Origin of the sequence: Nonomuraea sp. NBC_00507 (assembly GCF_036013525.1) — a bacterium.
Taxonomy (GTDB): domain Bacteria; phylum Actinomycetota; class Actinomycetes; order Streptosporangiales; family Streptosporangiaceae; genus Nonomuraea.
The window spans coordinates 8948729-8973655 of record NZ_CP107853.1 but is presented as its reverse complement, the minus strand read 5'-3'; the positions used below and the strand labels follow the sequence as shown (position 1 = coordinate 8973655).

At 70.5% G+C, this 24927-nt stretch carries 20 protein-coding genes; 11 read left to right on the top strand and 9 right to left on the bottom strand.

Annotation, left to right across the window (positions count from 1 at the left end):
- Positions 1-167: 167 nt before the first annotated feature.
- The 5 genes from OHA25_RS43245 to OHA25_RS43225 form a co-directional block, all read right to left on the bottom strand.
- A complete protein-coding gene (locus OHA25_RS43245) occupies positions 168-1403 on the bottom strand; it encodes a polysialyltransferase family glycosyltransferase (protein ID WP_327582705.1) in 1236 nt (411 codons plus the stop codon).
- On the bottom strand, positions 1400-2383 hold the full coding sequence (locus OHA25_RS43240) for a glycosyltransferase family 2 protein (protein ID WP_327582704.1): 984 nt from the start codon (positions 2381-2383) through the stop codon (positions 1400-1402). Before OHA25_RS43240 ends, OHA25_RS43245 begins: the two co-directional genes overlap by 4 nt.
- Positions 2384-2409: 26 nt before the next feature.
- A complete protein-coding gene (locus OHA25_RS43235; RefSeq protein ID WP_327582703.1) occupies positions 2410-4446 on the bottom strand; it encodes an N-acetylneuraminate synthase family protein in 2037 nt (678 codons plus the stop codon).
- 73 nt (positions 4447-4519) lie between these two features.
- Positions 4520-5185: a response regulator gene (locus tag OHA25_RS43230; protein WP_327582702.1), complete on the bottom strand. Its 666-nt coding sequence runs from the start codon at positions 5183-5185 to the stop codon at positions 4520-4522.
- On the bottom strand, positions 5182-6696 hold the full coding sequence (locus OHA25_RS43225; protein WP_327582701.1) for a sensor histidine kinase: 1515 nt from the start codon (positions 6694-6696) through the stop codon (positions 5182-5184). Before OHA25_RS43225 ends, OHA25_RS43230 begins: the two co-directional genes overlap by 4 nt.
- Before the next feature lie 110 nt (positions 6697-6806).
- Between OHA25_RS43225 and OHA25_RS43220 the strand changes: the two genes are divergently transcribed.
- Entirely contained in the window at positions 6807-8138 is a 1332-nt protein-coding gene (locus tag OHA25_RS43220; protein WP_305917947.1) for a cation:dicarboxylate symporter family transporter, read from the top strand.
- Between the two features lie 117 nt (positions 8139-8255).
- Here OHA25_RS43220 and OHA25_RS43215 read toward each other — a convergent pair whose 3' ends face one another.
- Positions 8256-9596 (bottom strand): sensor histidine kinase, encoded by a 1341-nt coding sequence (locus OHA25_RS43215; RefSeq protein ID WP_305917946.1) that lies wholly within the window; start codon positions 9594-9596, stop codon positions 8256-8258.
- Positions 9597-9661: 65 nt separating this feature from the next.
- Positions 9662-11164, bottom strand: a complete 1503-nt coding sequence (locus OHA25_RS43210; protein WP_327582700.1) for a glycoside hydrolase family 13 protein — start codon at positions 11162-11164, stop codon at positions 9662-9664.
- Between the two features lie 247 nt (positions 11165-11411).
- On the opposite strand from OHA25_RS43210, the gene OHA25_RS43205 reads away from it, so the two are divergent.
- From OHA25_RS43205 to OHA25_RS43180, 6 genes are all read left to right on the top strand, one after another.
- Complete coding sequence (locus OHA25_RS43205; protein ID WP_327582699.1) at positions 11412-12689, top strand: sugar ABC transporter substrate-binding protein; 1278 nt, start codon at positions 11412-11414, stop codon at positions 12687-12689.
- A gap of 5 nt (positions 12690-12694) precedes the next feature.
- Positions 12695-14269 carry an ABC transporter permease subunit gene (locus OHA25_RS43200; RefSeq protein ID WP_327582698.1) on the top strand — a complete coding sequence of 525 codons (1575 nt, stop codon included), beginning with the start codon at positions 12695-12697 and terminating at the stop codon, positions 14267-14269.
- The gene (locus tag OHA25_RS43195; RefSeq protein WP_305917942.1) at positions 14266-15105 is read left to right on the top strand and encodes a sugar ABC transporter permease; all 840 of its coding nucleotides are present in this window, start codon (positions 14266-14268) and stop codon (positions 15103-15105) included. Before OHA25_RS43200 ends, OHA25_RS43195 begins: the two co-directional genes overlap by 4 nt.
- 5 nt (positions 15106-15110) lie before the next feature.
- A complete protein-coding gene (locus tag OHA25_RS43190) occupies positions 15111-16883 on the top strand; it encodes a glycoside hydrolase family 13 protein (protein ID WP_327582697.1) in 1773 nt (590 codons plus the stop codon).
- An 81-nt stretch (positions 16884-16964) separates the two neighbouring features.
- Positions 16965-18191, top strand: coding sequence for a right-handed parallel beta-helix repeat-containing protein (locus OHA25_RS43185; protein ID WP_327582696.1), 1227 nt, complete (start codon positions 16965-16967; stop codon positions 18189-18191).
- A 31-nt stretch (positions 18192-18222) separates the two neighbouring features.
- The gene (locus OHA25_RS43180; RefSeq protein WP_327582695.1) at positions 18223-18522 is read left to right on the top strand and encodes a hypothetical protein; all 300 of its coding nucleotides are present in this window, start codon (positions 18223-18225) and stop codon (positions 18520-18522) included.
- Between the two features lie 240 nt (positions 18523-18762).
- Here the strand turns inward: OHA25_RS43180 and OHA25_RS43175 are convergent, their stop codons facing one another.
- Complete coding sequence (locus OHA25_RS43175) at positions 18763-19323, bottom strand: TetR/AcrR family transcriptional regulator (RefSeq protein WP_327582694.1); 561 nt, start codon at positions 19321-19323, stop codon at positions 18763-18765.
- Between the two features lie 54 nt (positions 19324-19377).
- Between OHA25_RS43175 and OHA25_RS43170 the strand changes: the two genes are divergently transcribed.
- On the top strand, positions 19378-22497 hold the full coding sequence (locus tag OHA25_RS43170; protein ID WP_327582693.1) for a bifunctional cytochrome P450/NADPH--P450 reductase: 3120 nt from the start codon (positions 19378-19380) through the stop codon (positions 22495-22497).
- A 200-nt stretch (positions 22498-22697) separates the two neighbouring features.
- Complete coding sequence (locus tag OHA25_RS43165; RefSeq protein WP_327582692.1) at positions 22698-23306, top strand: ACT domain-containing protein; 609 nt, start codon at positions 22698-22700, stop codon at positions 23304-23306.
- Here the strand turns inward: OHA25_RS43165 and OHA25_RS43160 are convergent.
- Positions 23303-23665 (bottom strand): ArsR/SmtB family transcription factor, encoded by a 363-nt coding sequence (locus OHA25_RS43160; protein ID WP_327582691.1) that lies wholly within the window; start codon positions 23663-23665, stop codon positions 23303-23305. The genes OHA25_RS43165 and OHA25_RS43160 overlap by 4 nt on opposite strands.
- A gap of 44 nt (positions 23666-23709) precedes the next feature.
- On the opposite strand from OHA25_RS43160, the gene OHA25_RS43155 reads away from it, so the two are divergent.
- Together OHA25_RS43155 and OHA25_RS43150 are read left to right on the top strand one after the other, a co-directional pair.
- The gene (locus tag OHA25_RS43155) at positions 23710-23919 is read left to right on the top strand and encodes a hypothetical protein (RefSeq protein ID WP_327582690.1); all 210 of its coding nucleotides are present in this window, start codon (positions 23710-23712) and stop codon (positions 23917-23919) included.
- A 5-nt stretch (positions 23920-23924) separates the two neighbouring features.
- Complete coding sequence (locus OHA25_RS43150; protein ID WP_327582689.1) at positions 23925-24890, top strand: cation diffusion facilitator family transporter; 966 nt, start codon at positions 23925-23927, stop codon at positions 24888-24890.
- Positions 24891-24927 lie beyond the last annotated feature (37 nt).

The following is a 24927-nucleotide window of genomic DNA, read 5'->3' as shown; positions in this document are numbered from 1 at the left end:
CGCCGCCGCTCCTTCGCCTGACCCCCGGCCCCTCGCCGCCGCTCCTTGCCGCCGCGCGGGGCGGTGAGCGCGACGATGCCGCGAATCGCGCCGATGGCCGGGCGCTGAAAAGCGGACGCATACGTCGAGGCCCCCGGCAGAGAGCCGGGGGCCGTGATGCCGGGCGATCAGATCGCGGATCGGATCTTCCGCCGCAGCCGGGTGAGTGTGCTGGGCTTGGCCACGAAGCCCAGCGTCTCCAGACGCTTGCGCTTGAAGTAGCGGGCGTCGAACTCGATGCCCGCAGGCCGCAGGTCGGGGTAGGCCTCGGCCTGCATGCAGTAGCCGACCGCGCGCACCAGCGCCGGCAGGTCCACGGCCGGGGGCTGGTCGATGTGGCCTTCGGCCGACAGCCGCGGCAGCAGCGCGTCCACGATCGTGACCGGGATCCGGTTGCTGTTCTCGTACGGCGCCAGCCGGTCCAGCACGAGCTCCGTGCCGTAGGAGGCCACGGACAGTCCGAAGTAACGTTGCGCCGTCACCAGCCCGGTGGAGAAGCAGCCGACGACCAGCTCGGGCCGGAGCGCGGCGAAGCACACCTCGGCCGGGACGCTCTCCCCGGGCACCGACAGCCGCACCCCCAAGGGCTCGGCCGCGGCCCGCATCAGCTGGGCGTGCCGGCGCCCGGCGGCCGGGTGCGGCTTGAACACGATGTTGGTGTAGCCGCGGGCGGCCAGCGCCTTGAGCATCGTCTCGTGCAGCGCCGCCTCCTCCTCCGGCGTGACGATCTCCAGGGCCGACAGGTATTGGCCGAGGATGACGGCCTGCCCGGCCAGCATGTCGGGGGCGGTGGAGGTGACCTCCCGCACGATCGCCAGGAAGCGTTCGGCGGGCAGGATCTCGGGCGCCACGCCGTACTCGCTGAGCAGCAGTGGTGTCAGGCCGGGCACCAGGTCCAGGTGCAGCAGCCGTTCGATGCGGCGGAAGATCTCGGCGGGCAGCGGGTCGCGGGTCGGGCCGTAGCTCATCAGCCCGTCGGAGTAGACCGTGATCGGGCAGTCGCGCACCAACCCGGCGATCGTCCGTGCGGGCGGCACCGCGATCGACTCGACCACCAGCTCCTCGACCCCGTCCAGCCCCCAGTGGGAGCGGATGAGGCGCTCCATCATCGGCACCTCGATGACGCGTGCCTTCCAGTCCGACGGGTGCAGCGGCGCGATGAGGTCGTTCCAGGAGTGCACCTCGTCGAAGCGCGAGCGGAGCACCGCGAAGCCGGGCGTCTTGTCCAGCGGCGTCGACACCTCGGGGATGGCGGCGTTGTTGGACACGACGAGGACGCGGCGCCCGTCGCCGAACCGGCCGTCGTCGATCGCGGCGGCCAGCGACATCGCCCCGAACAACGTCGAGGCGTAGAAGACCTTCACGATGTCTCCTCCCGGTCGCGGCGGACCCGGACGTGCGGACTGGGTGGCAGGTCGGGCACCAGGGCCCGCAGTGTGGCCTCGCGCTCGACGGACATGCGCGACACCGCCTCGGACACGATCTCCGGCGGCAGCGAGCGCACCATCTGCGCGCCCCGCTCCTCGAAGCGGGCGCGCAGCGTGGGCGTGAACCGATCGGCGATCTCCAGATGGTGGGCAAGCAGCGCACAGAAGTTCCGTGCCGCCTTGGGCATGAACTCCGGCTCCAGATCCTTGAACACCAGCTCGAAGGCGTCGAAGAAATGCAGCTGGCGCTCGTCGCCGACCTGGGTCAGCGACCCCGACACCATGCGCCGGTAGAACACCCCGGCCAGCGACACCACGGCGAACGAGGCGGCCTCCCGATGCAGCCGCCAGATCCACGGCCGGTCCTCGGCGGTGTGCAGGGAGCCGGGGAAGTGCAGCAGGTCACCCAGCGAGCGCCGGTAGACCCCGGCCCAGGCGTAGGGGTAGTCGACCATCGTCCGCACGTTCGCGGGCAGGATCGCCTCGCGAGGGTTGAGCACCGTGCCCCTCCGCGCCAGAGGGGCACGGTGCACGACCCGCTTTCGGCCCTCGACCTGCACGTGGTCGGCGCGCACGAAGTCGCAGCCGAGCCCGTCGATGGCCTCGACGAGCCGTGCCAGGTAGCCGGGGGCGAGCCAGTCGTCGCCGTCCATGTACGTCACGTACCGGCCGGAGGCCGCCGACAGGCCCGTGTTGCGGGCGTCGGCGAGCCCTACCGGCGCGGGATTGCGCAGTACGGTCAGCCCGGGGAGATCGGCGCGGAAGTCGTCGATGATGTCCCCGGTGGCGTCTACGGACCCGTCGTTGACGACGATGAACTCGAAGTCGTGCCGAGCGTTACGGCAGAGCGAGGTGAGCGCGTCGGCGATGAAACGCTCGCCGTCTCGAATCGGCACGACGACCGAGAGCGTGATCAATGGTTTGTTCTTCCTGGTGGTGACGGTCAGACGGTCACCCGGCGAAGGCGGGCCTTCGGGGCCTCCTCGCCGGGGAAGACGCGCTTGACGCCGTCGCCCATGGCCTGCTCGATGATCCGGATGTCACGCACGAGGTGCTCGAGCCCGGACGGCTCCAGCGAGGCCGCGTGGTCGGAGCCCCACATCGTCCGGTCGAGCGTGATGTGCCGCTCCACGCACACGGCGCCGAGCGTGACGGCGGCCAGCGAGATCTGCAGGCCGCGCTCGTGACCGGAGTAGCCGACGGGGACGCCGTAGCGCTCCTTGAGCGTGGTGATCGTGCGCAGGTTGGCTTCCTCCGGCGGCAGGGGGTAGGTGGACGTCGCGTGCATCATGATCAGCCTATCGGTCCCGAGGATCTCCACGGCCGCGTCGATCTCCGACAGCGTGGACATCCCGGTCGACAGGATGATCGGCTTGCCGGTGGCCGCCAGGGCCCGCAGCAGCTCGTGGTCGGCCACGCTGGCCGAGGCCACCTTGTGCGTCAGGACGTCCATGTCCTCCAGGAACTCGATGGACGGCACGTCCCACGGCGAGGCGAACCAGTGCACGCCACGCTCGTCGCAGTATTTCGCGATCTGCCGGTATTCGTCGCGGCCGAACTCGGTCCGCTCCTTGTACTCCAGATACGTCATCTCGCCCCACGGCGTCTGCCTGATCTGGCCCTTCTGCTCCTCGGGCACGCAGATCGCGGGGGTGCGCTTCTGGAACTTGACCGCCTGGCAGCCGGCGTCGGCGGCCACGTCGATGAGCCGGCGGGCGATGTCGAGGTCGCCGTTGTGGTTGATGCCGATCTCACCGATGACGTAGACGGGCTCGCCGTCGCCGACCAGCACATCCCCGATCGCCACCGGGCCGAGCCGGGGCCGTTCCTTGACCTCGACCACCGGCACCTCGGGGCGGGCGGCCACGACGCGGTCGCACAGCTCGCGCACCGCGCCGGAGCCGCCGGCCGTGGTCAGCACCACCCGGGCGGCGGCGCGCACCCGCGGGTGGGCGTCGGGCGTGGCGACGGGCCAGCCGACCTCGCCCATCGGGCCCAGGTCGTTGACGTCGTTGCCGACATAGGCCACGCGGGCCGGGTCGAGGCCCTCGATGCGCAGCCAGTCGCGCAGCACGGTCCGCTTGTCGGCCAGGCCCTGCAGCACCGGCACGCCGAGCTTGCGGGCGCGGGCGGCCACGACCGGGTTGTGCTCGGTGGACATGATGAGGACCTTGACGCCCGAGCGGCGCAGCAGCGACACGCCCATCCCGTCCGAGCGGCTGACGAGCACCATCTCGCGGCCGTCGGAGTCGACGTAAGCGCGGTCGTCGGTGTGCACGCCGTCGAAGTCGGTGATGACGGCGTCGACGTCGATGGGCTCGGGCTTGTCGACGAACGGCGCGAGCGCGCGGACCAGCTCCAGGTCCTCGGGGTTGTCGACCTCGATGGCGTGCTGCGGCGGCACCGGCTGCACGGCGATGGTGCCGAAGAAGCGGTGGCCGTGCTCGCGCAGCCCGGAGGTGCGCATGACGTAGAAGGCGCCGTTCTCGCGGAACTCGGGGTCGCGGTCCTGCCGGCGCTGGCGGACGGCGGGGTCGTGGTTGACGCCGCTGCCAGTGGCGGTCCAGAGGAACTCGTGCGTGGGCAGCCCGGACACGACCGAGTCGGCCTCGCCGTCGAGCACCTTGCGCACGGCGGCCGACAGATCGTCGGGGTCGATGAACGCGCTCGTGCACTGTACGAGCACGACCACCTCGGGGTCCTCGCCGAGAGCGTCGAGCGCGTGCAGCACGGCTGACTCGCTGGAGGCAGTCGCGCCGCTGAGCTCCTCGGGACGCTCGACGACGAGCGCGCCGGCCTCGCGGGCGGTCTCGGCGATCTGGGCGTGGTCGGTGCTGACCACGACCTGGTCCACGAGCTCGGCGCGCACGCAGGCCCGCACCGCGCGGGTGACCAGCGGGACGCCCCCGACCAGGGCGAGGTTCTTCAGGGGTACGCCCGCTGAACCTCCGCGGGCGGGAACAACGGCCAAGACTCGCAACGGTGTCTCCTCAAAAGCTTCGGATAGCACCCAGAAGCTAGAGGGCTGGATTGAACGGCCAGCATCACCGTCATTAACTTTCTATGGGGATCCGGTAGAGAAGCTCTGGCCGGCCCACTGCGCCGTACTGCGGCATGCGGGCCGCCACACCCAGCTCTACCAGGTGTTCCAGGTAGCGGCGGGCCGTCACACGGGACACTCCTATCGCGTCGGCCACGGCTTGCGCCGCCATGCCCTCGGGCCGCTCGCGCAGCTTGGCGGCCACGGCGTCGAGGGTGTCCTTCGACATGCCTTTCGGCAGCTCCGAGCTGCCTCTGAGGGTGCCGAGCACGCGGTCCACGTCCCCCTGGCCGACAGCGACCCCCGCCTCGTCCTTGAACCGGGCGTAACGGGTGAGCTTTTCGAGCAATGTCGCGAAGGTGAACGGCTTGAGAAGGTATTGGGAGATGCCGAGCGACACCGCCGAGCGGACCACGGCCAGGTCGCGGGCGGAGGTGACGGCGATGATGTCGCACATGAGGCCTCCCGCGCGCACGGCCCGGCACACCTCCAGACCGTGCATGTCCGGCAGGTGCAGGTCGAGCAGGATCAGGTCCACGGGCCTCTTGCGCAGGAAACGCAGCGCCTCGCCGCCGGAGCGGGCCACCCCGGCCACCTCGAAGCCGGGCACCCGCTCGACGTAGATGCGGTTGGCCTCGGCGGTGATCTCCTCGTCCTCGACCACCAGCACCGAGATCATCGTGCTCCCTCCCGGTCCAGGCGCGGCCGCTCCGGGATGGGCAGCCTGATGGTGAACACCGAGCCTCGCACGTCGATAGTGCCACCCAACCGGCGCACCGCCTGCCCCACGAGCGCGAGGCCGAGCCCGCGGCCGTCGCCCTTGGTCGTCCAGCCCTTGGTGAACGCCGCCGGGTCGGCCGGCCCGGGCCCGTTGTCGGCGACCCTGATGAGGACCTCCTTGCCGTCCGCGCTCAGGTGCACCTCCACGCGGGTGGCCGCGTCGATGGCGTTGTCGATCAGGTTGCCCACGATCGTGACCAGCTCCCGCGGGTCCAGGCCCAGGTCGTCCAGCTCGCTGTCCTGGCTGATGACCAGCTCGCTGCCGCGCTCGGCGGCCTCGGCGCTCTTGCCCAGCAGCAGCGCGGCCAGCACCGGCTCGCGTACCGAGCCCACCACCCGGTCGGTGAGCTCCTGTGCGGCGCGCAGCTCGGCGGTGCCGAGCGCCACGGCCTGCTCGGTGCGGCCCAGCTCCACCAGCGTGATGACGGTGTGCAGCCGGTTGGCGGCCTCGTGCGCGGCGGCGCGCAGCGTGTCGGCGAAGCCGCGCTCGGCGTCGAGCTGGCCGCTCAGCGCCTGCAGCTCGGTGTGGTCGCGTACGGTCACGACCGTGCCGAGCCGGCTGGCGGCGCTGTTGACGGCCAGGACGCGGTCGCCCACCAGGTGAACGCGTTCCTCGTCCCCCGTCAGCACGTCCGCGAGCCCGAGCTCGGCCAGGTGCCGCCCTTCGGCGTCGCCGGGCAGGCCGAGCAGGTGCCGGGCGGCGTCGTTGCACAGCGTCAGCGTGCCGTCCTTGCCGATCAGCAGCAGCCCCTCTCTGACGGCGTGCAGGATCGCGTCGTGGTGGGCGTGGATGCGGCCCAGCTCCACGGGGTCGAGCCCGTGGGTCTGGCGGCGCAGCCGCGCTGTCACCAGCCACGTGCCGGCGCCGCCCAGGCCGAGCGCCAGCGCCACGATCAACCCGCCCCAGGCCAGCCGGTCACGCAGCCAACCGCTGATCCTTTCGACCGTGATGCCCGCGCTGACCAGCGCGACCACCCGGCCGTCCGAGACGACGGGGGTGACCGCCCGCTCGGACGGGCCGAGCGTGCCGGTGTAGGTCTCGGTGAACGTCCTGCCCGCCAGCGCCGGCCCGATGTTGCCGCGGAATTTCTTGCCGATCTCGGCCGGGTTGGGGTGGGTGTAGCGGGTGCCGTCCGGCTTCATGATGGTGATGAAGTCGACGCCGGTGCTCTTGCGTATGCCCTCCGCCAGCGGCTGCAGCCGCGCGCTCGGGTCGGGGCCGTCCAGGGCCTCCAGCACCTCGGGCGTCGTGGCCACGGCCACCGCCACCGCCTCGGCCGTGCTCCGGGCCTCATGGGTGAGCAGGTCGTGCGCCTGCACCAAGGCCAGCACGGCACCGCCGGTGGCCGTGACCAGGACCACCAGCAGCTGCAGGACCAGCATCTGCCCCGCCAGGCTCCAGCGCCGCATGTTAACGACTTCTTTCGTGAACGTAACTTACGCAATCGTGACCTGGGTCACTTGTGCAGCGCATAGTCGCACAACCGGAACTTCCCCCCAAATGGCTGGAGAACCGCCCTATGCGTGATCGCACTCGCTACCTCTACGTGGCCGTCATTGTGGCGGTCCTGCTCGGCATCCTGGTCGGGTTTCTCTGGCCGGACGTAGGCAAGGAGCTCAAGCCGCTCGGCACCGGCTTCGTCTCGCTCATCAAGATGGTGATCGGGCCGATCATCTTCTGCACCATCGTGCTCGGCGTCGGCTCGGTCCGGCAGGCGGCCAAGGTCGGCAAGGTCGGCGGTCTGGCGCTCGGCTACTTCATCGTCATGTCCACGGTCGCCCTGCTCATCGGCCTGGTCGTGGGCAATATCATCCACCCGGGCGAGGGGCTCCAGCTCACCGACGCAGCCAGGCAGGCGGCCGAGGCGGAGGCGGCCAAGGGCGCCGAGAGCGGCAGCACGGTCGACTTCCTGCTCGGCGTCATCCCCGACACGCTGGTGTCGTCGCTGACCTCGGGATCGGTGCTGCAGGCGCTGCTGGTGGCCCTGCTGACCGGGTTCGCGCTGCAGGCCATGGGCGCCAAGGGCGCGCCGATCCTGCGCGGCGTGGAGCACCTGCAGCGGCTCGTGTTCCGCATCCTCGCCATGATCATGTGGGCGACGCCGGTGGGCGCCTTCGGCGCGATCGCCGCCGTCGTGGGGGCCACCGGCATCGAGGCGCTCAAGAGCCTGGCGATCATCATGGCCGCCTTCTACATCACCTGCCTGCTGTTCGTCGGCGTCGTGCTCGGCCCGATGTTGTGGCTGGTCGCCCGCGTCAACCTGTGGTCGCTCCTGCGGTACCTCGGCCGCGAGTTCCTGCTGATCCTGTCCACCTCCTCGTCGGAGACGGCGCTGCCCAGGCTCATCGCCAAGATGGAGCACCTGGGCGTGAGCCGGACCGTGGCCGGCATCACCGTGCCGACCGGCTACTCCTTCAACCTCGATGGCACCGCGATCTACCTGACCATGGCCACGCTGTTCATCGCCACGGCGACCGGGTCGCCGCTGGAGCTCGGCGAGCAGGTGGCGCTGCTGCTGTTCATGATGGTCGCGTCCAAGGGCGCGGCGGGCGTGACCGGCGCGGGGCTGGCCACGCTGGCCGGCGGCCTGCAGGCGCATCGGCCCGAGCTCGTCGAGGGCGTGGGCTTCATCGTCGGCATCGACCGGTTCATGTCGGAGGCCAGGGCGCTGACGAACTTCGCCGGCAACGCCGTCGCCACCGTGCTCGTCGGCACCTGGACGGGCGAGTTCGACCGGGAGCGCGCCGAGCAGGTGCTGACCGGGCACGCCCCGTTCGACGAGGCCACGCTGCTGGATGACGAGGAGCGGACCGAGCCGGAGGCCGGCGAGAAGGAGCTGACGAAGGTCTAGGGCTTGCGGCCGATGCCCGGCGGGATGAGCTCGAAGTCGCCGAAGAAGGCGCCGATCTCCCTGCCGGGCCGCGGCGTGAACGCCGCGGCTGCCGGGGCCAGAACGTCGCGGTAGTGACTAGACAGCGGGAAGGCGCAGGACGAACCTGGCGCCGCCCCTGCAGTCCTCCACGGTGATCTGGCCGCGATGCGCCATCGCCACGTCCCGCGCGATGGCCAGGCCCAGCCCTGTGCCGCCCGCGTCGCGGCTGCGGGCCGCGTCCAGGCGGGTGAAGCGCTCGAAGATGCGCTCACGGTCCTGCTGGGGGATCTCCACGCCGTCGTTCTCGACCGACAGCACGGCCATGCAGTCCTCCCTGGAGACGGTGACCTTGACGTAGTGCTCGGCGTGCCTCTGGGCGTTGTCCAGCAGGTTCGTCAGTACCCTGGCGAGCTGGAGCCGTACGCCGTCCACCCGCACCCCTTCGGCCAGGTGGGCGCGCACGGGGATCTTGTCGCTGCGGATGGACAGCTCCTGGCGGACCAGCTCGGCCAGGTCCACCCGCTCCTTGGCCGCGTCCACCCGGGAGCCGATCCTGGCCAGCAGGAGCAGGTCCGTGATGATGGCCTCCAGGCGGTCGGTGTCGCGCAGTGCGCTGCGCACGAGCAGGTCGATGTCGGTGTCGTCCGGGTAGAGCTGGGCGCTCTCGAGCTGCGCGCGCAGCCCGGCGATGGGGGTGCGGAGCTCGTGCGAGGCGTCGGAGGCGAACTGGCGCTGCTGCTCGGCGGAGCGTTCCAGCCGGGCCAGCGTGCTGTTGACGGATTTGGCGAGCTCGACCACCTCGTCCGCGCCGTGCGGCTCGGTGACGCGGCTGCTCAGGTCGCCGGCGTGCACGGCGTCCAGTTCCGCGCGCATGGTCGCCACCGGCCGCAGCGCCCGGCCCGTGACCAGCCAGGTGGCCCACCCCGCCAGCCCGACCAGCACGGCGATCTCGGTGAACACGATCGCCTCGAGGGTGTTGGTGGCCAGCAGGTCGGGGGTGCTGCGCCCGGCGTAGATGACGGGGGAGTCGGCGAACTTGCTCACCCGGACGGCCGACAGGTGGACGCACTCGGTCGGCAGGCAGTGGGTGGTGCTGATGGCCCGGTCCTCGTCCGAGGGGCGCACGTCGCTGAGCGGCGGCAGGTTCCTGGCCGCGTCGCTGGTGGCCAGGAACCGCCCGTCCGCCCCGACGATCTGGATCAGGTCCACCGCCGGGTCGGACACGGGGATGGCGGCGCCCAGGGGCAGGGCGCCGCTGCGCATCTCGTACGCGATGCGCTCGGCGGTGTCGCGGGTGCTCTCGTAGACGCTGGCCTCGACCAGCGACCGTGTGACGAGGACCGTCGCGACGCCCACGGGGATGAGCACGAGGGCGGCTACGGCCGTCGCGATGAGGGTGACGCGTCCCCGTAGGGACTTCGCCCACAGGGCAGACACCCACCGACACTACCGAGCGTAATTTCCGTCAAATGCCGCTTTTAGGGAAAGATTCCCCCAACTGGTCAGCGCTGGAACCAGACCGCGGTGTCCGGCGGAAGCGACCCGTCGGCCGCCAGCGGGCCGCTGGACAGCAGCACCTCGCCCGCCAGGTCGAGGCGCACCGGCTCCTCGCCGGTGTTGAGCACCACGACCAGGCCGGGGTCGCGCTCGATGATCAGCACGTCCTTGGGGGAGTCGAGCCACGTGAGCGTGCCGGAGCTCGCGCCGCCGAGCGCCGGGTGCTCCTTGCGCAGGCGCAGCGCGGCCCGGTAGAGGTTCAGCGTGGAGTCCGGGTCGTCCTCCTGAGCCTCGGCCGACAGCGCGGTCCACTCCTGCGGGATCGGCAGCCACGGGTCCCGCCAGCCGCAGCCCGGGGCCGCGGTCCACGGGATCGGCACCCGGCAGCCGTCGCGGCTCTCGCCCCGGCGCAGGAAGGCCGGGTCCTGGCGCAGCTCGTCGGGCAGGTCGAGCACCTCCGGCAGGCCCAGCTCCTCGCCGTTATAGAGATAGGCCGAGCCGGGCAGGGCCAGCATGAGCAGCGTGGCCGCGCGGGCGCGGGCCAGTCCGCCGTGGCGGGTGACGTGGCGGGGCTTGTCGTGGTTCGACAGCACCCAGGTGGTCGGCGCGCCCACCAACTCGGCCTCCCTGAGCGCCTTCTCGATGACCGTGCGGAACGACTTGGCGTGGAAGTCGGCCATCATGAAGTCGAAGTTGAAGGCCTGGTGCAGCTCGTCGGGGCCGACGTAGCGGGCCAGCCGCTCGGGCGAGGACACCCACGCCTCGGCCACGGCCATCCGCCCGCCGGGGTAGGAGTCGAGGATCGGCCGCCACTCGCGGTAGATGTCGTGCACGCCGTCCTGGTCGAAGTACGGCAGCTGCTCATCGCCCAGCATCTGGGCCTGCGGGCCGTCCTTCGGCCCCACGTCGGGCAGCCCGGCGGCCTTGATCATGCCGTGCGCCACGTCGACGCGGAAGCCGTCCACGCCGCGGTCCAGCCAGAAGCGCAGGACGTCACGGAACTCGGCGCGTACCTCAGGGTTGTCCCAGTTGAGGTCCGGCTGTTCGGGGGCGAACAGGTGCAGGTACCACTGGCCGTCCTCGACCTGCGTCCAGGCCGGCCCGCCGAAGATCGACTCCCAGTCGTTCGGCTGGTCGCGGAAGATGTAGCGATCGCGCAGGCCCGCCTTGAACCAGGGGTGCTCGTCGGAGGAGTGGTTCGGGACCAGGTCCACGATGACCCTGATGCCCTTGGCGTGGGCGTCGGCGACCAGCGCGTCGAAGTCGGCGAGTGTGCCGAACATGGGGTCCACGTCGCGGTAGTCGGCCACGTCGTAGCCGCCGTCGGCCATGGGGGAGGTGTAGAAGGGGCTCAGCCAGATGGCGTCCACGCCCAGGTCGGCGAGGTAGTCCAGGCGGCTGTGCACGCCTTCGAGATCCCCCATGCCGTCGCCGTTGGCGTCGGCGAAGCTTCGCGGGTAGACCTGATACACGACGGCGTCCCGCCACCAGTCGTCGTTGCCGAGCATGGCTGTCCTTCCCCCGGATGCCCGAGATGTCGGGTGATGTTCTGGTGAAGGATGTCCCGATCACTTCCACCCGGTCAAGCGCAACTTTCGGAAAGTTGCAGATCTCACATCGAGCTTCTGTAACGCTTTTTGCAAGTTCTTCCAATTCTTGCAAAGAGTCAGTAACGTCCCGGAAAACTGGCTTTCCTTCGTGGCGGCGGTGCGTGTCCCTGCGTGCCGCCGTTCCTGCGTGACCTCAGGAGGTCCCATGCGCATGCGGGCGCTCGGTACGGCCGCTCTCGCGACCCTCGCGTTCGCCGCGACGGCGTGCGGCAACTCCCAGTCGGCCTCTCCGGCGGCGCCCAGCGCGTCCGCCTCCGCCCCGGCGGCCACCGCCGGCGCGAGCTCCGGCACGCTCGTGATCTGGGCCGACCCCAGCCGCGTCAAGCCGCTCAAGCCCTTCGCCGACCAGTTCGGCACCGAGAACGGTGTGACGGTGGAGGTGAAGGAGATCAGCAAGGACAACCAGCAGACCTTCCTCACCGCCTCCCAGCAGGGCAGCGGCCCGGACATCATGATCGGCGCGCACGACTGGATCGGCAACCTCGTGCAGAACGGCGCCATCGACCCGGTCACGCTGACCGAGGAGCAGAAGGCCGCCTTCTCCGAGAAGGCCATCCAGGCGGTGACCTTCAACGGCCAGATCTACGGCGCGCCGTACGCGGTGGAGAACATCGCGCTGATCCGCAACACCAAGCTCGCCCCCGAGGCGCCCGCCACGATCGAGGACATGATCGACGAGGGCAAGAAGCTCAAGGCGGACGGCAAGGTGAAGGAAGTGCTCTGCCTCCCCGTCGGCCAGAAGGGCGACGCCTTCCACGTCTACCCGATCTTCGCCTCCGGCGGCGGCGCCCTGTTCGGCACCACCTCCACCGGCGACCCCGACCCCAAGAAGGTGCTGCTCGGCGCGCCGGACTCGGTCAAGGCGTTCGACAAGCTCAAGGCCCTGGGCGAGAAGGGCGACGGCGCGCTGCGCACGTCGATCACCAACGAGAACTACATCGTCAACTTCGCCTCTGGTAAGTGCGCCTACCTCGTCTCCGGCCCGTGGGCCATGAGCGAGGTCAAGAAGGGCGGCATCACCTACGACATCACGGCCGTCCCGGCGTTCAAGGACGGCAAGCCCGCCACGCCGTTCGTCGGCGTCCAGTCCTTCTTCGTCGCCTCCAAGGGCAAGAACAAGGCCCTCGCGCAGGAGTTCGTCGCCAACTACGTGACCAACAAGGACGTCGCCAAGGCCCTGTACGAGGCCGACCCGCGGCCCCCGGCGCTGACCGCCGCACTGCAGGAGGTCCAGGCCACCGACCCTGACGCGGTCAAGTTCATGGACGCCGGCAAGGAGGGCATGCCGATGCCCGCCATCCCCGAGATGGCGGCGATCTGGGAGCCGTTCGGCATCGCCGAGACCGCCGTCGTCAAGGGCGGCGACGCCGCCAAGGCGGCCGCGGCAGCGCAGAAGACCATCGACGGCGCGCTCAAGAACTGACGGTCATGTCATCGTCTGTGGACGAACGCGAGGCCGCCCGGGTGAGCGCGCCCGAGCGGCCCCGCAGGGAGATCACCACGGCGTTCCTGGTGAGCAGGATCGCGGTGCTGGCCGTGGCCGCCGCGATCCTGGTCTACGCCGTGCCGCCGCTGATCGCGGCCGAGTCGTGGGGGTCGCTCGGGCTGCTGTGCGCGGCCACCGCGGGCATCGCCTCCCTTTACCTGACCCGCCGCTTCATTCCGGCCAAATACCTCATCCCGGGCACCGTCTTCCTCGTCGCGTTCCAGGTGTTCCCCGTCGTCTACACGGTCACCACCGCGTTCACGAACTTCGGCGACGGGCACCGTGGCGACAAGGCCGCCGCCATCACCGCCATCGAGACCGGCTCCGTGCGGCAGGCCCCGGGCTCGCCCGAGTACGGCCTGACGGTCGCGCTGCGCGGTGAGGAGCTGGTGTTCCTGCTGGTGGACCCGTCGACCAAGCAGGTCTCCCTCGGCACCCCCAAGGGGCTGACGCCGCTGCCGGGCGCCGAGGTCGGCGTCACCGGCAAGGTGCTGAGGGCGCCGGGCCTGACCGTGCTCAAGGCGCCCGAGGCGGCCGCCCGCGCCCAGCAGATCTCCGCGCTGGCCGTGCCGACCGCCGGTGGCGTGATCAAGGCCAACGGGCTGAGCAGGGCCGTCGAGGGCCGGGCGGCGCTGGTGTACGACGCCGCCTGCGACTGCGTGCGCGGCAACGGCGACACCTGGACGGCCGACGAGGACCAGGGCTACTTCGTCAACGCCAAGGGCGAGCACCTGGCGCAGGGCTGGCAGGTCGGCGTCGGGTTCGACAACTTCGCCCGCGTGCTGACCGATCCCACTATCTCCGGATATTTCGTGGGAGTGCTCGGCTGGAACGTCGTCTTCGCCCTGGGCTCCGTGCTCGGCACGTTCGCGCTGGGCATGGCGGTGGCGCTGGCGCTGCACCACCCGCGGATGCGCGGCACCCGCGTCTACCGGATCGTGCTGATCCTGCCGTACGCGATGCCCTCCTTCGCCATGCTCCTGGTGTGGCGCGACCTGTTCAACCGCGACTTCGGGCTGATCAACCAGCTGCTCGGGGCCAACGTGGACTGGCTGGGCGAGCCGATGACCGCCAGGTTCGGGGTGATCCTGGTCAACCTGTGGCTCGGCTTCCCGTACATGTTCCTCGTCACCACCGGCGCGCTGCAGGCCATCCCGCGCGAGCTGACCGAGGCGGCCTCCATCGACGGGGCCACGCCGTGGAAGGCGTTTCGCCGGGTCACGCTGCCGCTGCTGCTGGTCGCGCTCACGCCGCTGCTCATCTCGTCGTTCGCGTACAACTTCAACAACTTCAACGCGATCGCGCTCACCACCGAGGGCGGGCCGTTCGCGGCCGAGAGCCCGCAGGTGGGCGGCACCGACCTGCTGATCACCTACACGTTCCGGCTGGCGTTCGGGGCGGGCGGGGCGCAGTTCGGGTTCGCGGCGGCGATCTCGGTGTTCATCTTCACGATCGTGGCGGTCGTCTCGGCCGTGGCGTTCCGGCGCACGCGCAAGCAGGAGGAGGTCTACGCGTGAAAATCGCCCTCAGGCACGTGTTCGTGCTCGTCGTGTGCGCGTTCGCGGTGTTCCCGATCCTGTTCGTGGTCTCCGCGGCGATCAACCCGCTGGGCACGCTGGCCTCCACCGACCTGCTGCCGAACGGGGCGAGCCCGGCGAACTTCGCCAACCTGCTCGCCTCCGACACCTACCCGTTCGCGCGGTGGTTCTTCAACTCGGTGTTCATCGCGCTGGTGGCGTCGTTCGCGAGCCTGCTGCTGTCGATGTTCGCCGCCTACGCCTTCAGCCGCATGCGCTTCGCCGGCCGCCGGGTCGGGCTGCTGGCGCTGCTGCTCATCCAGATGTTCCCGCAGTTCCTGGCCATCGTCACGATCTTCATGATCTTCACCAGGGTGACGGAGCTGTACCCGGCGTTCGGGTTCAACACCGTCTGGGGGCTCATGCTGCTCTACCTGGGCGGCGCGCTCGGCGTGAACACCTGGCTGATGAAGGGGTTCCTGGACACCGTGCCTAAGGAGCTCGACGAGGCCGCCACCGTGGACGGCGCCACCCACGCGCAGATCTTCTGGCGCGTCATCATGCCGCTGGTCACGCCGATCCTCGCGGTCACCGCGCTGCTGGCGTTCATCGGCACCATGAGCGAGTTCCTCATGGCCAACGTCTTCCTGCGCGACCCCGAGAGCAAGACCCTCGCCGTCGGCATGTACGGCATGATCGCCGGCGACCATCGCAACGCGAACTTCGGCATGTTCGCCGCGGCGACGCTGCTGACCGCCGTTCCCACGGTAGGTGTGTTCCTCTGGTTGCAGAAATACATCGTCTCCGGGCTGACCGCCGGAGCTGTCAAGGGATAGGTGCATTGCGCTACATCGGGGAGCCGCATCACGACGGCTCGGCTCTGTACGTCTCCGAGCAGGCGCCCGAGCTCGGCTCGCGGGTGACGCTCTGGCTGCGGGCGCCGCTCGCGGCCGGAGTCACCGGCGTTCACGCACGCACGGTTCGTGACGGCGAGCCGCGGTATGTCGCGGCGTCGCGCACGCCGCGTGACATCAGGGGATTCGGCGGCACCGACGCCTGGTGGCGGGCCGAGATCACCGCGGTCAACCCCGTCACCCCCTACCGGTTCCTGCTCACCACCGGCCGCGGCCAGGCGTGGCTGACCGCGGCCGGGCTCGTCACGCACGACCTGACCGACGCGAGCGACTTCCGCCTGGTGTGCCACCAACCGCCGCCGGGGTGGATGGCGGACGCGATCGTCTACCAGATCTTCCCCGACCGCTACGAGCGCTCCCGTCCCGTGGGCAAGCTGCCGGACTGGGCGCTGCCGCGCGACTGGGACCGCGACCCGGTCATCCCCAGCGGCCCCGGCACCGCCGAGCAGTTCTACGGCGGCGACCTCGACGGCATCGCCCAGCGGCTCGACCACATCGAGGGCCTCGGCGCCGACACCGTCTACCTGACACCGATCTGGCCCGCCCGCTCCAACCACCGCTACGACGCCGCGAGCTTCGACACCGTCGACCCGCTCCTCGGCGGCGACGCGGCGCTGCACCGCCTGTCCGACGCGGTGCACGCGCGCGGGATGCGACTGCTCGGCGACATCACCACCAACCACTGCGGCGACACCCACGAATGGTTCACCGCCGCCGTCTCCGACGTGAACGCCCCCGAGCGGGACATGTTCTTCTTCGACCCCGAGACCGGCGACTACGAGAGCTGGTGGGGCGTCAAGTCGCTGCCCAAGCTCAACTGGGCCAGCGAGCGGGTGCGCGCCGCCATGCGGGACGTGCTGACGAAGTGGCTCGGGCCGCTGGACGGCTGGCGCGTGGACGTGGCCAACATGACCGGCAGGCTCGGCGCCGCCGACCACAACCACGAGGTCGCGCGCATGCTGCGGCGCGCGCTCGGCCCGCAGGCCGCCTTCATCGCCGAGCACAACCACGACGCCACGCCTGACCTGGACCGCGACGGCTGGCACGGCACCATGAACTACGGCGGCTTCACCCGCCCCGTCTGGACCTGGCTGCGCGGCCCCGAGCTGGACCTGGAGCACTTCCTGGGGGTGCCGGGCGGCGTGCCCGCACGGGACGGGCAGGCCACGCTGGCCACGTTCCGCTCGTTCGCCTCGCACATGTCCTGGCGGTCGTACCGGCACTCCTGGCAACTGCTCGACTCGCACGACTCGCCGCGCATCCGCACCGTCACGGGGTCCCGGGAGCGGCACCTGCTCGCCCTCGGCCTGCAGGCCACGCTGCCCGGCACGCCGATGGTGTTCGCCGGCAGCGAGTTCGGCCTGACCGGCGTGAACGGCGAGCACTCCCGCACCCCCATGCCCTGGAACCGGCCCGCCGACCAGGACTCCCGGACCCTCGCCGGATACCGGGACCTGCTCGGGCTGCGCCGCGCCGAGCCCTCGCTGCGCCACGGCGGCCTGCGCTGGCTGCACGCCGACGCCGACTGCCTGGTGTTCGCGCGCGAGACGTACCAGGAGACGCTGCTGGTCTGCGCGCGCCGCGCCCCCGGCGAACCGCTGCACATCGGGATGCGCGCGGAAGGCGTGTACGACGCCGAGGACGGCGACGTCATCCCGGGTGAGGGACCTTCGCTGCGTGTCTGGCGCCTCACGCATTGATCACGCTACGGTGTCCTCTGCCTATTCCGCGTTTTAACTAGATAGTGGTGTGCTCGTATGAGGGTGTTGTCCGTAGCCGTCATGGCTTCGCTCCTGTCTGCCGTACCGGTCACGGCGTCAGCCCAGGCGGGCACGACGTACTACGTGGACTCCAGGGCGGGTGACGACGCCGCCGCGGGCACCAGCGCGACCGCGCCGTGGAAGTCGCTGGACAAGGTCAACGCGGCCGACCTCAAGCCCGGCGACACCGTCGCCGTCAAGCGCGGCAGCGCGTTCACGGGCACCCTCACCCTGGCGGCCAAGGGCACCGCGGCCCGGCCGATCTCCATCAAGCCGTACGGCAAGGGCGCGCTCGCCAAGATCAGCGGTGATGAGGCGGACTGCGTCGTGATCTCGGGAGATCACTGGCGGGTCAGCGGCCTGCGTGCCTCCGGCTGCCGCTGGGCCGGCTTCCAGATCGACGGCGACCACAACGAGCTGACCGGCGTGCAGGCCGACCGCAACATCGCCGGCGTGTTCGTCACGGCCGCAGGCTCGCGCAACACCATCCGCGACAGCGTGCTGACCGACAACAACCGGATGAGCGTCAACGACGAGGGCGGCGACAACGACTCCGGCGCCTTCGGCGTGCTGCTCAACGGCGACGACAACGTCGTCACCGGCAACACCATCACCGGCAGCTTCGCCAAGAGCCAGGACTACGGCACCGACGGGGCCGCCGTCGAGATCTTCAACGGCGACCGCAACCGCGTCACCCACAACATCGCCAGGAACAACGAGACCTTCACCGAGCTGGGAGCCCAGAAGGGCAAGACCGCCACCGGCAACGTCTACGCCTTCAATGTCGTGACCTCCTCGCGCAGCCGCGGCTCCTTCCTCATCACCCGCGGCGCCCGCCACATCGTCGGACCCGTCAAGGGCACCGTCGCCGTGCACAACTCGGTCTACCTGCCGGCCAAGGACACCATCGGCTGGTCCTGCCACGACGGCTGCTCCCCGTCGATACTCAAGCTCCGCAACAACGTCGTCGTCGTGGGCGGGGAAGCCGGCTGGGAGGACGGCCAGGGCGCGGACGAGGCCGGCAGCGTTTACCAGGGCCGCACGGCCAAGTTCAAGCTCGGGCCCAAGTCGGTGATGGCGAACCCGCAGTTCGTCTCCCGCACGGACCTGCGCCTGCGGCCCGGCTCCCCGGCGCTCGACCGGGGTCTCGCGCTCACCGCCAAGTGGTACGGGGGCAAGGCCGTCGCCAAGGACGCGGCGGGCAAGCCCGTGGCCGGCTCACCGGACGCCGGGGCGTACCAGCGCTAGTTTTGACGGCGCCGATCTCTAGAGTGGGCCCGTGCACCACGATCTCCGGCAACCACTGGTCAGGCAGCTCGCCGAGTCCGACGCTCCCCGCCACTACTGGCACATGGCCGACGAGGACGGCCGCGCCTGGCTCTTCGAGAGCGTCGAGGGCGACGGCGAACACTGGGCGGTCCGGCAGGTCGAGGTCGGCGCCGATCGCCTCGCCCGCCGATATTGGTGGCGGCACCTGCAGGACGAGCGGGGGTTTCTCACGGATCAGCCGCTGGAGATCTGGGAGCTGACGGAGATCCCTCAGGCTTCCTTCGAGGCCGTCTGGGAGGCGTCCGCCTGAGCCGCCCGCGCTCACCCACTCGCCGTTCACCTCCTCCGGCGAGCAGGACCTTCACCTCAGGGCGTCGATCCGGGGCCCGGCCGATCGACGCCCTGGCGACAGGCCACGACGGGAGGAGGAGGGCGTGGACCGCGTGCTGACGGACTACTGCCTGGCGGAGGGCGAAAGCGGCCCCTGGGGCGCGTTCGTCTTCTTCAACGAGATCGACGGCACCGCGTGGATCGTGTGGTGGCCGGGTGACTAATCGGGTCTTGCCAGGCCGCGCACGATCACGTTGATGGCCGTGTCGAAGGTGCGGTCGATCTCCTCGGGATCGTCGGCCATGTGCCCGTGGGTCTCGAAGATCACGAAGCCGGAGACGAACGCGTGCAGCACGTCCCCCGTCCTGATCAGCTCCTCCTCCGGGATCCCGGCCAGCCGCAGGATCCGGTAGAGCACCTCCCACAGTGCTATCCGCCGGTCAGAGACGATCTCCGGATGGTTGTGGACGTAGGTCCACAGGGCGGGATGCTCCAGCGCGTGCCGGTGATAGGCGAGGGCCAGCGCCCTGAGCTGATGCTGCCAGGGCGTGCCGTCGTCCGGCGGCAGGTGCATGCGCCGCGCGGCCCCCTGGCAGACCAGCCCGAGCAGCGCCTCCTTGCTCTCCACGTGGTGGTAGAGCGACATCGGGTTGACGTCCAGCTCCGCCGCCAGCTTGCGCATGGACAGACCCTCCACGCCCCCCTCGTCCATCAGACGCAGAGCCGTGGAGCTGATCTCTTGAAGCGTCAGGGGCTCGCCCCTGCGCGCACTCACTGCCATACACCGTATGGTAGCGTCAGCCATACGGTGTATGGCTACTCCAAGGGAGCACTCATGTCGCGCATCCCCGCCCCACAGGGCCTGCCCATCCTGGGCAACACGCTGCAGATTCCCTCTCACGCGCCGATCGAGCACTTCGTCCAGGTGGCCTCCCGATACCAGGAGGAGGGCATCTTCCGGCTCGAGGTCGCCGGGCGCACGATCGTGCTCGTCTTCGACCCCGACCTGGTCGCGGAGGCGTGCGACGAGAGCCGGTTCGTCAAGCGCATCAAGCCGCCGCTGTCGATCGTGCGCGACTTCGGCGGTGACGGGCTCTTCACGGCCGACCATGACGAGCCGGTGTGGGGGCACGCGCACCGCATCCTGATGCCCGCCTTCAGCCAGCGTTCGATGAAGGCGTACTATCCCCAGTTCCTGGAGGTCGCCGAGCAGCTCGTCGCGTCGTGGGCAGGTCGCCAGGGGGAGGACCTGCCGGTCGCCGACGACATGACCAGGCTCACGCTCGACACGATCTCGCTCACCGGGTTCGGCTACCGGTTCAACTCCTTCGACTCACCTGAGCTGCACCCGTTCCTGCAGGCCATGGGCGGTGCGCTGACCGCGGCCATGCTGCGCAACCAGCAGCTGCCGTTCGTCACCAAGCTCAAGCGCAAGCAGGAGGAGAGCTACCGGCGCGACATCGCCACCATGCAGGAGCTCGTCGACGAGGTGATCAAGCAGCGGCGCGCCGAGGGCGCCACCGGCTCCAAAGACCTCCTGGGCCTGATGCTGGAGGCCTCCGACCCGCAGAGTGGCGCGCGATTGTCCGACGAGAACATCCGCAACCAGGTCCTCACCTTCCTCATCGCCGGGCACGAGACCACCAGCGGCCTGCTGTCCTTCGCCCTGTACAACCTGCTGCGCGAGCCCCACACGCTGGCCCGCGCCTATGAGGAGGTGGACAGGCTGCTGCCGGGCGACGAGCCGCCTTCGTACGAGACCGTGATGAAGCTCGACGTCATCGCGCGCATCCTGGAGGAGACGCTGCGGGTCTGGTCGCCGATCCCGGCGTTCAACGTCAGCGCGGTCGAGGACACCACGCTCGGCGGCTACCCCATCCCCAAGGATCAGGGGGTCGTCGTGCTGCTGCCGGTGCTGCACCGCCACCCCAGGGTGTGGGAGCGGCCCGGCGAGTTCGACATCGACCGCTGGCTGCCGGAGAACAAGCACCACCACCACCCGGCCGCGTACAAGCCGTTCGGCAACGGCGAGCGGGCCTGCATCGGCCGCCAGTTCGCGCTCACCGAGGCCAGGCTGGCGCTGGCGATGATCCTGCGCCGCTTCGCGCTGTCCGACCCGGACGCCTACCGCATGAAGATCAAGCAGACGCTCACGCTCAAGCCGGACGGATTCACGCTCAGGGTGCGCGAGCGCCGCGCCCACGAGCGGGCCGCCGTCGTCCAGGAGGCCGCGCAGGAGGCCCAGGAGCAGGAAATCGCCGTCACCGGCGTGCCGCTCACCGTCGCGTACGGCTCCAACCTCGGCACCAGCGCCGACATCGCCGAGCGGCTGGCCGAGCGGGCCGGGCGGGCCGGGTTCGCCACCACGCTGACCACGCTCGACGCGCTGGTCCCGCCGGGCGAGGGCCTGCTGGTGGTGGTGGCCTCCTCCTACAACGGCAAGGCCCCCGACAACGCCCAGCGCTTCGACGCCCTGGACGCGCTGCCCGACCTGACCGGCGTCCGGCTCGCCATGCTGGGCTGCGGGAACACGCAGTGGCCCACGTATCAGGCGTTCCCGCGGCGCGCGTACGAGAAGCTGACGGCCGCCGGGGCGCAGCCGCTGATCGAGCGGGGCGAGGCCGACGCCGACGCCGACGGCGACTTCGACGGCGACGTGTCGGCGTGGACGGCCAGGCTGTGGGCGGCGCTGGCCGAGGAGTACAGCGCCGGCGCCGAGTCGGCGGGGCCGCGCTACGAGATGGAGGTGCTCACCGAGGCCGAGGTCCGGCCTGCCGTCGTCTCCGAGCGGGCCTTCCCGCTGACCGTCGTCTCGAACGAAGAGCTGACCGGCGACCCGGCCGGCCTCTGGGACTTCTCACTCGAGGCGCCGCGGCCCGGGGTGCGCTCCCTCGTGGCCAGGCTGCCCGAGGGCGTCACGTACGCGGCCGGCGACCACGTGGCCGTCTTCGCCAAGAACGACCCCGAGCTGGTCGAATGGGCGCTGCGTTGCCTGCGGGTCCCCAGGGAGCAGGTCGTGCGGCTGCGTGCCGCCGGAGCCACGCACCTGCCGGTGGACACGCCGGTGACGGCCGGACTGCTGCTGACCGAGTTCGCCGAGCTGCAGGAGGTGGCCACTCGGGGTGATCTGGAGGCGCTGGCCGCGCACACCGCCTGCCCGTGGACACGCGGTCAGCTGGCCGAGCTGACCGCGAGCTACGCCGACGAGATCCTCGCCAAGCGGGTCTCCCCGCTGGCGCTGCTGGAGCGGTTCCCCGCGATCGAGCTGCCGCTGCCGGTGTTCCTGGAGATGGCCGGGCCGATCAAGCCGCGCTACTACTCCGTTTCGTCGTCGCCGCTGGCCGACCCGTCGCTGGTGCGGCTCACGGTCGGGCTCGTCGAGGGGCCCGCCTGGTCCGGCGCCGGCACGTACCAGGGCATGTGCTCGGCCTACCTCGCCGGGCTGAAGGAAGGCGAGGTCTTCTACGGCTACGTCCGCGTGCCTGCCCCGCCGTTCCGGCTTCCCGACGACCCCGCCACGCCCGTGATCCTCGTCGGCCCCGGCACAGGGTTCGCGCCGCTGCGCGGCTTCCTTGAAGAACGCGCGCTGGCGGGTGCCACCGGGCGGGCGGAGGTGTTCGCCGGGTGCCGTCACCCCGAGCACGACCTGCTGTACGGGGACGAGCTCTCGGCCTGGGCGGAGCGGGACGAGGTGCGGGTGCACACCGCGTTCTCGGCCGTTCCCGGGCATCAGTACCGGTTCGTCCAGGACGCTGTCGCCGCGCATGCCGATGAGCTGTGGGAGCTGCTGGAGCAGGGCGCACACGTGTACGTCTGCGGCGACGGCCTGCGCATGGCGCCCGCCGTGCGGCAGGCCCTGGTGGACATCTACGGGGCGCGGATGGGGGAGGACGGCGCGGCGTGGCTGGCCGGCCTGGAAGCGGCCGGCCGCTACCAGCAGGACGTGTTCGCCTGACCCCGGTATGGTTGCCCGCCCGTGCCGGGCGATCCTACCGTGACCTGGGAAAAGTCGTGGCGCTCAGTTGGTAGAGCATTCTCGACAATACGGACTTAACCCTTCATCCTGGGATATAACCGCAGCATGCGCGACATATCCGTGGAACAAACTCGAAACCTTTCCACGGCACTGTGAGAGCCTCTGGAAAGGGGGCGGCAATGCTGCTGCGACTGAGGGTGTCGCTGCCGGATCGGCCAGGCGGGCTGGGGCAGGTGGCCAAGGCGCTGGGCACACTCGGTGCCGACATCCTGCAGGTCACTGTGCTCGAGCGCGAGGCGGGACGCGCCGTGGACGACTTCACCGTCTCCTGGCCCGGTCCGGTGACCGCGTCGGAGGCGCGCGAGCGGCTGTCGGCCGTGCCCGGCGTACGGGTTGAGGGGGTCTGGGCGACCAAGGAGGTGCCGGGCTCAGCGCTGGACTACGACCTGCTCATGCATGTCGTGGCCGAGCCGGGCCGGGGCTTCGCCACGCTGGTGGACGCGCTGCCGGGGCTGTGCGGGGCGGAGTGGTCGCTCGCGGTGGCCGACGGCGCCGTACAGCATGCCTCGCTGGCGGCTCCCGCCCAGTTCGACCTGCCGGAGCCGCCGCCGCGGGCCGTCTCGCTGGCCGCCCGCGAGCTGCGGCTGATGCTGCTGCCGGTGGTGGCGCATGGCATGCACGTGGTCGTGGCCCGCGCCGAGGGCCCGGTGTTCCATCGCGCGGAGTTGGAACGTGCCGCCCGCATCGTGGACGTGGTCGCCAAGCTGGCCGCCCGCGCGCCGGCTTAATCGTGGCGGGGGAGCCCCGAGACCTCGTGGTCGGCGTGGAACAGGGCCTCCGCGATGAGGGCTCGTACGTGTGAGTCGCGGGCCCTGTAGAGCACCCGGCGGCCGTCTCGCCGGGTGTCCACCAGGCCGGCCAGCCGGAGCTTGGCCAGGTGCTGGGACACCGATGGGCGGGGCGCGCCGATGGATTGGGCAAGTGAGTTCACATCCCGCTCGCCGGATGACAACAGCCACATCAGTCTGAGCCGTGTCGCGTCGCTGAGCATGCGGAAGGCGTCAACGGCCGCGTTCACCTGGGCGGGGGTGGGTTGTTCTTGCTCCTGCGACTGGTTGGCACCTGAGGTGTTGTCGCGTGCGTACATGACTACATATCCTGGTCAAAAGGGATGAAGTGCGCAAGTGAGGGATGCCATGGCTGATCAGCGGGATTCCGGCTCGACACCGCAGGACGCTCATCCGGACGGGCAGGCGCATGGCCATGGACACGGGCATGGGCACGGGCACGGTGGTGGGCAGGCTCAAGCGCATGGGCACGGGGATGGGCGCGAAGGCGGCCATGGGCACGGGCACGCGAGCGGGGAGGCGTCCGGGCGGCGTGGGCCGAAGGCGGCGCTGAGCCGGATGGTGCACGCCATCGCGCCGCACAGCCATGACAGCGCCGACAAGACGGACGCCGCGCTGGAATCCAGCAGCCGCGGCATGCGCGTGCTCGCCATCTCGTTCGCGGTGTTGATGGCCACCGCCGCCATCCAAGCCGTGATCGTCGTGGCGTCCGGCTCGGTGGCGCTGCTCGGCGACACCCTGCACAATTTCGCCGACGCGCTCACGGCCGTGCCGCTGGCCATCGCGTTCTCGGTGGGCCGCCGCGCGGCCACCCGCCGCTTCACCTACGGGTACGGCCGGGCGGAGGACCTCGCGGGCATCGTCATCGTCCTGCTCATCGCCGTCTCGGCGGGCTTGGCCGGGTACGAGGCGATCAGGCGGCTGCTCGATCCCCACGACATCCAGGCGCTCTGGTGGGTGGCCGGCGCGGGCGTGGTGGGGTTCCTCGGCAACGAGTGGGTGGCCAGATACCGCATCAAGGTGGGGCGGGAGATCGGCTCGGCCGCGCTGGTCGCCGACGGCCTGCACGCCAGGACCGACGGCTTCACCTCGCTCGCCGTCCTCCTGGGCGCGGGCGGCGCCGGGCTCGGCTTCCCCATCGCCGACCCGATCGTGGGCCTGCTGATCACCGGCGCCATCTGCTTCGTCCTGCGCGACGCCGCCCGCGAGATCTACCACCGGCTCATGGACGCCGTGGACCCCGCGCTCGTGGACGCCGCCGAACGCATCATCGCCGCGGTCGGCGGTGTCCGGCGGGTCGGATCCGTACGGCTGCGCTGGATCGGGCATGCGCTCCACGCTGAGGTAGAGATCCTCGTGGATCACGACATGTCGGTTGTGGACGCCCACGCGGTGGCGGTCGAGGCCGAGCACCGCCTCATCCACGAGCTGCCCCGCCTGCGCGCCGCCACCGTCCACACCGACCCCCACGGGCCGGCCGGCGCCGACCATCACGCCACCCTCTCCACCCACCGCACCACCTGACCGTGTCGTCGGCGGGTGAAAGCGTGCCGGGTGCTTC